This is a genomic window from Serratia sp. DD3 (assembly GCF_000496755.2).
Genome location: NZ_AYKS02000012.1, coordinates 1 through 12,589, shown reverse-complemented (window position 1 = coordinate 12,589; position 12,589 = coordinate 1). Strand labels below are relative to the sequence as shown.

The 12,589-nt window shown below is 51.1% G+C and carries 7 protein-coding genes, 1 tRNA gene and 1 pseudogene; 7 read left to right on the top strand and 2 right to left on the bottom strand.

The features are described 5' to 3' along the window. Positions 1–5: 5 nt before the first annotated feature. From IO95_RS00970 to kdsA, 3 genes and pseudogenes are all read left to right on the top strand, one after another. Positions 6–382, top strand: a pseudogene (locus IO95_RS00970) (SirB2 family protein). Further along, a complete protein-coding gene (gene sirB1, locus IO95_RS00965) occupies positions 379–1,188 on the top strand; it encodes an invasion regulator SirB1 (protein WP_023492099.1) in 810 nt (269 codons plus the stop codon). The pseudogene IO95_RS00970 and the gene sirB1 overlap by 4 nt, the downstream one beginning before the upstream one ends. Positions 1,189–1,222: 34 nt before the next feature. Continuing rightward, the gene (kdsA, locus tag IO95_RS00960) at positions 1,223–2,077 is read left to right on the top strand and encodes a 3-deoxy-8-phosphooctulonate synthase (RefSeq protein ID WP_023492100.1); all 855 of its coding nucleotides are present in this window, start codon (positions 1,223–1,225) and stop codon (positions 2,075–2,077) included. A gap of 84 nt (positions 2,078–2,161) precedes the next feature. Here the strand turns inward: kdsA and dauA are convergent, their stop codons facing one another. Beyond that, positions 2,162–3,853, bottom strand: a complete 1,692-nt coding sequence (gene dauA / locus IO95_RS00955) for a C4-dicarboxylic acid transporter DauA (RefSeq protein ID WP_023492101.1) — start codon at positions 3,851–3,853, stop codon at positions 2,162–2,164. Between the two features lie 1,056 nt (positions 3,854–4,909). Here dauA and katG point away from each other — a divergent pair. Then, entirely contained in the window at positions 4,910–7,096 is a 2,187-nt protein-coding gene (gene katG / locus IO95_RS00950; protein WP_023492102.1) for a catalase/peroxidase HPI, read from the top strand. 317 nt (positions 7,097–7,413) lie between these two features. On the opposite strand, the gene IO95_RS00945 is transcribed toward katG, so the two are convergent. Beyond that, positions 7,414–7,503: transfer RNA gene (locus IO95_RS00945), tRNA-Ser, on the bottom strand. A 675-nt stretch (positions 7,504–8,178) separates the two neighbouring features. On the opposite strand from IO95_RS00945, the gene IO95_RS00940 reads away from it, so the two are divergent. The 3 genes from IO95_RS00940 to IO95_RS00930 all read left to right on the top strand — a co-directional run. Then, positions 8,179–9,345, top strand: a complete 1,167-nt coding sequence (locus IO95_RS00940; protein ID WP_023492851.1) for an ESPR-type extended signal peptide-containing protein — start codon at positions 8,179–8,181, stop codon at positions 9,343–9,345. 119 nt (positions 9,346–9,464) lie between these two features. Further along, positions 9,465–10,637, top strand: coding sequence for a hypothetical protein (locus tag IO95_RS00935; RefSeq protein ID WP_152554875.1), 1,173 nt, complete (start codon positions 9,465–9,467; stop codon positions 10,635–10,637). After that, on the top strand, positions 10,576–12,589 hold a 2,014-nt coding region (locus IO95_RS00930; protein ID WP_037383383.1), incomplete at its 3' end, for an autotransporter-associated beta strand repeat-containing protein. The genes IO95_RS00935 and IO95_RS00930, both read left to right, overlap by 62 nt.

Below are 12,589 nucleotides of genomic sequence, written 5' to 3'. Positions count from 1 at the left end.
AAGGGCTGAAGCAGCCGCACATATTAGCGTTAGCGATCAGTATTAGCCTATTTGTGTTGTGGTTTTTTGGCCGTGGCAGGGTGGTCAATAATACAGCGGCGTTGGGTGGAAATAGTGCCCTATATCAATGATACGCTGCTGTTTTTAAACATGTGACGTTATTGGTACTTGGTGGAACTTATCCGCTCCTGGGTGGCGACACATGGCTGACCGAAAAGTTATTTGGCGTTATTATTTATATCCTGCTGGGTCATGTTGCCTTGGGTAACAGAACACTAAGCAGGCGTTTGCGCATTTGGCGTTTGTGCTGGCACTGGGGTGCCTGTACCTGATCATTAAACTTGCCACAACGAAAATACCGTTTTTGATGGGATACCTATGAGTAGCATTACCGATTTTGAATTTAATACTTCACTCCTCAGTGAGGGAGTGATCTTGGTATCACAGGCCATAAGAGGTGATTTCCCAGTCAATCAGGTTAAACGCAAGTTGCAACAGTTGGTCACCGAAGCCCGGGCAAGCATCTCGGCAGATCTGACTCAAGAAGAACAACTGGATGCGCTGATCGCCTTATTTTTCAAAACCTGGGGGTTCGGGGGTTCCAGTGGCGTCTACCGTCTTTCTGATGCCATCTGGTTAGATAAAGTGCTCGACGCTCGTCAAGGGGCATCGGTGTCGCTAGGCACCATTTTTCTGCATATTGCCCATCAACTGGATTTGCCGTTGATGCCAGTGATTTTTCCAACCCAATTAATCCTGCGTGCTGACTGGTTAGATGAAGAGATGTGGCTAATCAACCCACTCAATGGCGAAACGCTCAATGAGCATCAGTTAGAGGTGTGGATTAAAGGCAACCTGGGGCTGGGGGCGGAATTGGAAGATGACGACCTGGATGAAGCAGAAAATGTTAATGTGGTGCGTAAAATGCTCGATACGCTGAAAGTCGCGTTAATGGAAGAGAAACAGATGGAAATGGCCTTGCGTGCCAGTGAAACGGTGTTGAGCTTCGACCCGGAGGACCCTTATGAAATCCGTGATCGTGGGTTGATTTATGCGCACTTGGAATGCAACCATGTGGCGGTTACTGATCTTAACTATTTTATCGAGCAGTGCCCGGAAGATCCGGTGAGTGAAGTGATTAAAATTCAAATCCATTCCATTGATTTAAAACAGGTTACGCTGCATTAAGTTATTTCAATTGATCATTAAAAAAGGCGCAAACATGAAACAAAAAGTGGTTAGCATTGGTGATATCAAGGTAGCGAACGATCTTCCGTTTGTGCTGTTTGGCGGTATGAATGTGCTGGAATCGCGTGATTTAGCCATGCGTATTTGCGAACACTATGTGAACGTAACCCAAAAGTTGGGTATTCCCTATGTTTTCAAAGCCTCTTTTGATAAAGCCAACCGTTCTTCTATCCACTCTTACCGTGGGCCGGGCCTGGAAGAAGGGATGAAGATTTTTCAGGAACTGAAAAATACCTTTGGCGTTAAGGTGATCACCGATGTGCATGAGGTTGCTCAGGCACAACCGGTGGCCGAAGTGGTGGATGTGATTCAGTTACCCGCCTTTTTGGCGCGCCAGACCGATCTGGTTGAAGCTATGGCTAAAACGGGTGCGGTGATCAACGTTAAGAAGCCACAGTTTGTTAGCCCCGGGCAGATGGGCAATATTGTCGAGAAGTTTAAAGAAGGTGGCAACGATCAGGTTATCTTGTGTGATCGTGGCAGCAACTTTGGCTATGACAATCTGGTGGTAGATATGTTGGGCATTAACGTGATGAAAAATGTCACTGGTGGTCATCCGGTGATTTTTGATGTCACCCACGCCCTGCAAACCCGCGATCCTTTTGGCAGCGCATCTGGTGGCCGCCGTGCACAGGTCAGCGAACTGGCCCGGGCCGGCATGGCGGTGGGGCTGGCTGGCTTGTTTATTGAAGCGCATCCCGATCCGAAGAATGCCCAGTGTGATGGCCCATCAGCATTGCCGTTAGATAAGCTGGAGCCTTTCTTGCAGCAGATGAAAGCGATTGATGATTTGGTGAAAAGCTTCCCGGAGCTGGATACCAGCAATTAAGCTGTTGGCGGTAAGCAACTGGCCTGGCGTAAGTAGCCGGGCCAGTGTAGTTATTGAGACAGTGTAGTTATTGAGACAGTGTAGTTATTGAGCGTCCAGCGCCTTTAGAGCATCAGGCAACGTAGGGTAGAAATATAATTTCCCGTCGATGGGTTGCATTCGGGCTCGGGCCAGGGTTTTCAACGGTTGGAAAGGCATATCGGTGATCACCAACTCTTTACCAGGCGGTAAGGCATCAATATAGCGCTGCAGTGCATTTAACCCCCCGGCGTCCAGCACCGGCACGGCATCCCATTGCAAGATAATGGTGCGATAGCCTTCACCACGTAACGTCAGTTCGTTGAAAATACGTTCAGCAGCGGCGAAAAACAGTGGGCCATTAACGCGCATTATCAGGCGGTCATCTGCCGCACTCAGCTCACTTAACTTGGTCATCCGGGCGATACGCCGCATAAAGAGCAGTGACGCCAGTACAATACCCACGGTAATGGCGATCACCATATCAAATAACACCGTGAGCGACAGGCAGAGTAGCATGACGAGAATGTCATCCTTAGGGGCGCGCCGCAGTAAATAAACCACTTTATGCGCTTCACTCATATTCCAGGCCACCAATAACAACAGGGATGCCATCGCCGCCAGCGGCAAATAGGAGAGCCAGGGAGCCAGTAGCAGTAACGCCAGCAGCACCATCAGTGAGTGAATAATTGCGGATATCGGTGATGTTGCCCCGGCACGCACATTGGCTGCAGACCGCGCAATGGCAGCGGTGGCGGTGATCCCACCAAAGAATGGGGCGATAATATTACCCATGCCCTGACCGATCAATTCACCATTGGAATGGTGTTTTTTGCCGGTCATTCCATCGAGTACCACAGCGCATAACAGCGATTCAATAGCACCGAGCATCGCCATGGAAAATGCAGCAGGCAGCAAAGCTGAAAACAGATGCCAACTTAACGCGGTGGTTTTGCCATTGGCAGCGGGTAATTCCCACGGTAATACCCATTGTGGCAGGATAGGGGGTATCCCCTGGCCTTGGCTGCCATCGGCAAGTTGGAAACTGAAACGGGAGCCGATGGTGGCGACCTGGAAGTCAAAATACGCCAGAATGGCCATTACCATTGTTCCAGCCAGTAAAGCGGGCAAGTGGCCAGGAATACGCCAGCCAAGTTTTGGCCATATCAGCAATACCAGTAAAGTGACTACGCCTATCAAGGTATCAGCAAAATTCAGGGTAGGTAGCGCGTGCAGCAGGGCATAGACCTTGCCGATATAGTTTTCTGGCATTTCGCTTAACTGCAGACCAAAAAAATCTTTCACCTGCATAGTGGCGATGGTAATGGCGATGCCAGAGGTAAAACCGAGGGTCACAGAGAGCGGGATGTATTCAATTAAACGCCCGAAGCGAGCCAGCCCCATAATCAGCAGGAATATGCCGGAAAGCAGGGTGGCAATCAATAAGCCAGAAAGCCCAAATTGCTGTGAAACTGGGAACAGGATCACCACAAATGCCGCTGTCGGGCCAGAAACGCTGTAGCGTGAACCGCCGCTGACCGCGATAACTATACCGGCAATGGCGGCAGTATAGAGCCCATATTGTGGGGGGACACCACTGGCAATGGCCAGCGCCATTGCCAACGGGATGGCAATAATTCCAACTGTCACGCCGGCGATGGCGTCTTTTAATAAACGTTGCAGGGAATAAGGTTCTCGCCAACAGGCGTCGATTAATGCACTGAAGGGGCGTATTTGGTTAATTCTTTGGGTTTTCATCGGGCTAGTAAACCAAATCTCGAAAAGAGAACAAATGGCGGGGCATATGGCTGGGCATAGTGTATCCCGTCTCGAATTGTTGCCAGCTACCATACACCTTTATGTAAAAAAGTGTATGTCTTGCATCAAGAGAGTGTGGAGTATTTGCAGCAAGAATATGAATAGGGTTTTAAAGATAACCAAAAAGCCTGAATTTGCATTCAGGCTTTTTGGTTTAATTTGGCGGTGAGAGAGGGCTTCATTCTCTGCGCTTACCCTGCGGGCGGCTGTCACCGTTTAAATGGCAGGCTAGTTAGGTCGTAGCAGTTGTGACTTTATCTAAAACTGCCCTGTGGTGTGGCGGATACCAAACCGACTATTGCTCACCGAGTAATCTGTTTTGTCTATTAATTCGATAGTAATTGTTAAATTACAAATAAGTGTAATGCCACGTAGAATGTTCTTGTTTCAGACAAATAGCCTATATCACCCAACCCGATAGCGGCTTTTTAGCTTTTAAGCGAATGGTGTCCGTTTCTGAGCACGTTTCTGAGCAATTAAGGGCCAATAGTCGTTTTCTGTTACTTTTTCACAACATACAAATAGGTTGCTGACGCACACGACACTGCGGACATAGGCAAAGCGACATGACTCGAAACAAAGACTTTTATAAACATGTCAGGGGATAGAGCAGAGTGCTGGGGGCAGCAATTTGTGCAACTAAAAATCAAAACGCTATTTACCTTGTCAAAAAGTTCAACCCCGCATACAGGGACCTAGCATCAAGCCACCCGTGCCATAAACATTGTACGTATGTATTGTTTTTAATGCAGCAGCATCTCAGTAAGCACGCCACATTGATGCTACTGCACAATGTGATAAACCAAGGGCGGCGCATCACGAAAAGAAGAACTAAACTTGTGGGATGTAAGAGCCGAAATCTCGACGGATAGTTTGCTTATTTTGCTTATTTTGCTTTTTCATCGCTGTTTGCAATAAATAATGCCTGTTAGCTCACTGAAAATACTATCGCAGCAAAACATCTCAATGCTGTTATATAAATGAAAAGGATCACAAATGGAAAAAATATCTAGCGGGGTCGGTCAATGTCCCTTTACAACTGGCGCCAATACTTCCGCCAGCCAAGAGCATCAAGTCTGGTGGCCCAACGCCCTCAATCTTGACATCCTTCACCAACATGACAGCAAGACCAATCCCATGGATGAGTCTTTCGATTATGCTGAAGCCTTCAACAGTCTTGACTACAGTGCACTCAAAGCCGACCTCCATGCTCTGATGACCGACAGCCAACCTTGGTGGCCAGCAGACTGGGGTCACTATGGTGGTCTGATGATCCGCATGGCATGGCACTCCGCGGGCACATACCGTGCTACTGACGGCCGCGGTGGAGCTAACACTGGCAACCAGCGTTTCGCTCCCCTCAATAGTTGGCCTGATAACGTTAACCTGGACAAGGCTCGCCGCTTACTGTGGCCCATCAAACAGAAATACGGCAACAAGATCTCCTGGGCTGACCTGATGATTCTGGCAGGTAACGTAGCCTACGAGTCTATGGGGCTTAAAACCTTTGGTTTTGCCGGTGGCCGTGAGGATATCTGGCATCCTGAGAAGGATATTTACTGGGGAGCAGAAAAAGAGTGGTTAGCACCGAGCGGTAGCGAAGGTAGCCGTTATAGCGGTGAAAGAGACCTTGAGAATCCGCTGGCGGCGGTGATGATGGGTCTCATCTATGTGAACCCTGAAGGCGTCGATGGCACCCCAGACCCTATCAAAACTGCGCACGACATGCGTGTCACTTTTGCCCGTATGGGTATGAACGATGAAGAGACCGTCGCCCTGACCGCCGGTGGTCATACTGTCGGTAAAGCCCATGGTAACGGCAGTGCCGCTCGTCTGGGACCAGCCCCCGAGGGGGCCGATGTACACGAGCAAGGGCTTGGCTGGATAAACAATGAAACCCGCGGTATCGGTCGCGATACGGTGACCAGTGGTATCGAGGGAGCGTGGACCAGCCACCCAACCCGTTGGGATAATGGTTACTTCAAGATGTTACTTGGCCATGATTGGTGGCTCAAGAAGAGTCCGGCCGGTGCCTGGCAATGGGAGCCGGTTACGATCAAAGAAGAAGATCGCCCGGTGGATGTGGAGGACCCATCCATCCGCTGCAACCCGATCATGACCGACGCAGACATGGCCTTACGCTTTGACCCCATATACCGGGAAATCTCAGAGCGTTTCGCCGCCGATCAGGCGCTCTTTTCTGATGCTTTTGCCCGCGCCTGGTTCAAACTGACTCACAGGGACATGGGGCCAGGCAGCCGCTATCTCGGCCCAGAAGTGCCGAGTGAAGTACTGGTATGGCAAGATCCGGTGCCAACTGTAAATTATCAACTCTCCTCCGAGGAGATCGAGGAGCTCAAAGGTAAGCTGCTGGCTTGCGGTATCGCTCCTGCTGATCTGATCGCAACAGCATGGGACAGCGCCCGTACCTTCCGAGCCTCCGATTTCCGCGGTGGGGCCAATGGTGCGCGTATTCGTCTCGCACCGATGAAGAATTGGGAAGGGAACGAACCGGCCCGTCTTGAAAAAGTGCTCAATGCGTTGAACGCTTTGCAGTCCACACTGGCCAAGCCTATCAGCTTGGCTGACCTGATAGTCCTTGGTGGTAGTGCAGCAGTGGAACAGGCCGCTCGGCTAGCTGGTGTCGAGATCGTCGTTCCCTTTTCACCAGGGCGAGGCGATGCAAGCGCCGAGCAGACAGACTCCGAGTCGATTGCCTTCCTTGAACCATTGCACGATGGTTTTCGCAATTGGCAGAAAGATCACTACAAAGTACAACCGGAAGAAATGCTGCTCGATCGTGCCCAGTTGTTAGGACTCACAGCACGTGAAATGACCGTCCTCGTCGGCGGCATACGGGTACTTGGCGCCAACCATGGGGGCTCGTCACATGGTGTCTTCACCGACAAGGTCGGGGTTCTGAGTAACGACTTCTTTATCAACCTGACCGATATGAATTACAGCTGGAAACCGATCGGTCGCAATGCTTACCAGATCGTGGATCGTCAGAGTGGAGCTATAAAGTGGACTGCAACCCGTGTCGATCTGGTGTTTGGTTCAAACTCGGTGTTGCGCGCTTACGCCGAGGTCTATGCTCAACAAGATGGCAAAGAGAAATTTATCCGTGACTTCGTTAAAGCTTGGAACAAAGTGATGAACAATGATCGCTTTGACCTGAAATAGATAAGTCAGCAGTTGAAAAAGCACCAGCATCAAGCTTAATCCTTGTCAGTTAAGCTTTTGAAGAAGCTGCAGCGGATAACGTTGCAGCTTCTTTTTTTACCGCTCTTGGGTCACGCCGCTGCCGACAACTAGCTAGCACCAAGGCAGGTTGAAGAACCAGCACTGTAGGGGATTCGTTGGCAGTATCAGCAGGTGTGTTTATTAGGCACGAGTCCAACATGGGACAAGGAAAAGTTACTGAAGGCAAAAGCCTCTCAGTGTGGGGGAATATAAAAGCAAAAAAGCCTGAACGCGAATTCAGGCTTTCTCTCTTAATTTGGCGGTGAGAGAGGGGTTCGAACCCTCGATACACTTTCGCGTATACACACTTTCCAGGCGTGCTCCTTCAGCCACTCAGACACCTCACCGTTTTTGTTGCACAACACAGTGTGCAACGGGGCGGTACTATAGGGAGACTCGGCTAAGGGGTCAAGAATATTTTTATAGTTTTAGCTCAGATGGCTAAGCTGTGGTCGCTTTGCTGCAAAGTCAGGCAAAGTTACACCTTCAAATAGGGGAAGTGAGGTTAACAATATGGCTTACGTTATCCAATCGAAAGCGTAGTTGATCAGGACAGAGGGGAAAACGATGACCACCGTGAAGTGGGTGGCACCAGGTTAAAGGCAAGGGGATGGTAACCTGCAGAGCAGGCCGTCTGTTACCCAGGGCAAGCGAGAATGGCCGCTGAGACAGTCTTATCAGCGCTGAAGTTAATTATCCCAGACTCTGTGCCGGGAGCCAGATTTGAATGTGGTAGGCGGCGTAACACATTGAGGTCATTGATATCTGTGGTCATTCAAGTTGCAGAGTTGTTGGCTGCAACTTGAATCAATTTAGCGATAACAGCTTGATAATGGATTATGATGCAAGCGCTTTGAAAAATATATTTACGATAAAAAAGCTCGAAATTTACCCGTGTAATATATAATATCGAGGCGCAAAAATAAATCATAACAATTCAATACTATTTGCAGCATTTCTTTTTTATTGGTTATAAACGGACAAGTCACTATCATTTTTATTACATTCAGGATCAACAATAAATGAATAGTAAATTTTTCAAGTCAGTATGGAATGCTTCTTTGGGGAATTATGTCGCTGTGGCTGAATACGCCAAAAACCGCGCTGCTGGTCAGTCAGTTTCCATTAAAACGCCTACGCCTTCAGTAACCGACAGTTCAACGCCTATTTGTCGGCTATCGCGTTTAAGTCAAGCCTTGTTGGGCTGTTTTTCCCTGACCTTGGTGGGCGTGTCTACCGCAAGTTATGCTGCCTGTTCTATCACGCCGGGTGGTTCGGTGACCATGGATGTTCCCGGTGGTACATGTACTGTTCCTGATGGTAGTTATACAGGCTCTACTTATGTCTTTGAGACAACGGCAGGCACCATAGAGAACAGTGGTGATATCACGCTGTTATCATCAGCCAATAATACTGCCGAATTTGTGCGGGCATTTAACACGGGCGCACAGGTTTTACTCAATAACCTGACCATTTCGCCTTTCGCCAGTTCTGGCGCTGGCTCTTATGGCCTCCATACGGGAGGCACAGGCACCGGTGGAAACATTGCCATTTCTGGTCTGTATACATTTGTAGGTTCTGGAACAGTTTGGGGGGCGGCAGCAGGCAACCTGGGTACCGCTGGAACCATAACGCTGAATAATGTCGATATTAACATCACCGGGGGTAACGGTGGTGCGGGTTTGATCACCTCTACCAATGCCAGTAATGTGCTGACGGTCAATGGTTCTCTACTGTTGAGGAATGCGGCAACCAATAGCCAGGGTATTAGCGTAGGCAGTAATGCCACGTTTAATTTGCACGGTTCTGGTGCGGCAACTAATAACATCACGCTGACTGGCAGTGGTAGCACCGGCATGCTGCTGGGTTCAAATTCGACCTTGGATGTAACCAATCTGGTCTCCGTTATAGGTACTACGGCAGCGAGTACCCGAGGACTGACGGCCAATGGAGCAGGCGGGCAAGCCTTGCTACATGGCGGTTTAACAGCAGCGGTGAGAAGTCATGCCATTACCGCAGCAAGTGGCGGGCATGCGACGATTTCCGGCTTGACCACCGTATCAACCACTGAAAATAACGCCTACGGTGCCTATGCTACCGGGGGGGGGCATCAATCACCCTTGCCGATGCCAATATCACCACCAGTGGTGGGGGTAGCCATGGGGTTTATGCTACAAATGGTTCGGTGAATCTTAACGGTACCGGGACAACCACCATAAATGTCAGCGGAGATCCGATAAATGTCACTGGCATCAATGGATTGTTGGCAGGCATAGGAGGGAGTATCACGACCGCTCTTGGCGGCGTATTGGATATTACTCTAAGTGGCAATGCCAGTGGAGTTAATAGAGCCTATGGCGCCCATGCCACCGGAGCAGGTGCTTCTATTACCCTAAATGGCACGACCAATATCACTACCACCGGCTTCAACGGTTTTGGTGTGCGCGGGGATTTGGGGGGCAGGTTTCTTTCCAACGGCAATCTCAATATTACGACTGCCCAAGGGACCGGGGTGCAATCAGCGGATGCCGGAACGATAGTGACGTTGGCTGGAGCACAAAACACCATTAATGTCAGCTCCCTGAGCAACTCCATCACTTCTGGTTTTCTGGTGACAGGTGCGGCTCAACTGAATATTAATAGCGCAAATACTACCATCGAGACCCATGGGACCAATGCCCACGGTATTCAACTACAATCGACTAGTGGCGCCAATGTTAACATTAACGGTGCGGTGAACATTGAGACCTTTGGCCCCACTTCCCATGGTTTTTATCTGATTTCAGGCTCAACCTACACCTTTGACGGTGCCGCCAATCACCAGATGCCGACCTTTGTGATCCACGGCCTCAATTCCGCAGTGCTGGCTGCCAACGGTGGCGGTAGTCTGTTTACTCTGACCAACAATGCCGCACTGAATATGAGCATGACGCCAGATGCGGGTACCTGGGGTGCCAAGGCGGAAACAGCGGGTCGGGTCCGTTTTCAGGGGAACAGCAGTACCGGCGGGACCGGGCTATGGGCCCGTAATGGCACGCTCGACCTGTGGGGCAATGCGGATGCGGCGGGTTCGCGGGTGTTGTTGGAGAGCGGTGCAACGCTCAATCTTGAATCGACGGGCACCACAACGGTCTCTATTGGCTCACTTGAAGGCTTGGCGGGTAACACCGTCAATCTTTATGGTCATACCTTGAGTATTGGTGCCAATAATAGCGGCAATAACGGCAGCTTGCTTAACGAGGCCACTTTTGCCGGCAGCTTTGCCAATGCGGCTACCGGGTCACTGCTTAAAACCGGGAACACCACACAAATTCTTTCCGGCCTGAACAACACCGTGGCGTCGGTGCTGGTAAACGGTGGTACGTTAAGCTTCCAGCAAGCTGGAGCATTTAATACCAGCGGTAATTACACCACCGCCAATGGCCAATGGCGGTATCACCGATATCGGCCGGGATACATCACAACTGAATATCGGCGGTGAGTTTACGCAGCAGAGCGGCTCAACGCTGAGCGTCACCATTGGAGCCACGCCGGATATTGTTGCGAATACTGCGGTGCTGGATGGCACGCTGGTGATCAGTGGCTTTGTTGAGGGTCAGCCACCGGTGAAAGCCAGCGAAGTCATCACCAGTAACTATACCCTGATCCATACGACTAACGGGATCACCGGGAATTTCACCAACAACCCGCTGGATCCGGTAGTGCTGGATTATCTGCTGCATCAGGGGCATATCTCGGCAGATGGTCTGGATTACAATCTGGGTTTCCAACTGGCCTGGACTCAAGGTGGGCAGGCTCAAGGTACCGGCAACTTTACCTTGGCGGCCGGCACGGCGTTTGATATTGACCAGGCGCTGACTGACCAGACTGGGCCCTTCACCAGTGGCTGGGATGGCAAGAGCCTGACCAAAAATGGTGACGGGCTGTTGGTATTGTCGACGGTTGCTCAGCAATACACCGGTAGTACCTTGCTGAATGCCGGCACGCTGCGTACCGATGTGTTGAACGCCTTTGCCTCGAGCGAGGCGGTGACCGTCAATGGCGGGTTACTGGACCTGAATGGTAACAACCAGACCGCCCATAACCTGTCCGGTACCAGCGGTGAAGTGCGCCTGACCAATGGGGCCGAGCTGCAACTCGACAATACGACGACTGATACTACCTATGCCGGTTCGATAACCGACAGCGGCAGCCTGCTTAAAGTGGGTGACGGCATGTTGACCCTGACGGGGGATGCCAGCCACAGTGGCTTGACCACCATTGATGCCGGTACCCTGAGTATCGGCAATGGCGGTACCACCGGCACCATCAGCAGTGATATTGCCAATAACGCCACGCTGATATTCAACCGCAGTGATGCCAACGACTATACCGGCGTGCTGAGTGGCGAAGGCGACCTGTTCAAACAGGCTGCTGGCGAATTGACCTTGAGCGGCGGGACGTCTCATCAGGGCAGTGTGGAAGTACAAGCGGGCACGTTGACCCTCAAACAAAATGGGGGCAGCCTGACCACCACCGGGGACTACACCACCTATAACGGGGCAACCACGGTAATTGGTTTACAGAGCTCAACCCTGAATGTGGGCGGTGAGTTTACCCAGCAGAGCGGCTCAGCGCTGAACGTCACCATTGGAGCCACGCCGGATATTGTTGCAAATACTGCGGTGCTGGATGGCACGCTGGTGGTCAGTGGCTTTGATGATGCTCAGCCACCGGTGAAAGCCAGCGAAGTCATCACCAGTAACTATACCCTGATCCAGACGACTAATGGGATCACCGGGGATTTCACCAACAACCCGCTGGATCCGATAGCGCTGGATTATCTGCTGCGTGAGGGGCATATCTCGGCAGATGGCAACGATTACAATCTGGGTTTCCAAATGGCCTGGACTCAAGGCGGGGAGGCTCAGGGTACCGGCAACTTTACCTTGGCGGCCGGCACGGCGTTTGATATTGACCAGGCGCTGACTGACCAGACCGGGCCCTTCACCAGTGGCTGGGATGGCAAGAGCCTGACCAAAGCGGGCGAAGGTTTGTTGGTATTGTCGACGGTTGCTCAGCAATACACCGGTAGTACCATGCTGAATGCCGGTACGCTGCGTACCGATGTGTTGAACGCCTTTGCCTCGAGCGAGGCGGTGACCGTCAATGGCGGGTTACTGGACCTGAATGGCAACAACCAGACCGCCCATAACCTGTCCGGTACCAGCGGTGAAGTGCGCCTGACCAATGGGGCCGAGCTGCAACTCGACAATACGACGACTGATACTACCTATGCCGGTTCGATAACCGACAGCGGCAGCCTGCTTAAAGTGGGTGACGGCATGTTGACCCTGACGGGGGATGCCAGCCACAGTGGCTTGACCACCATTGATGCCGGTACCCTGAGTATCGGCAATGGCGGTACCACCGGCACCATCAGCAGTGATATTG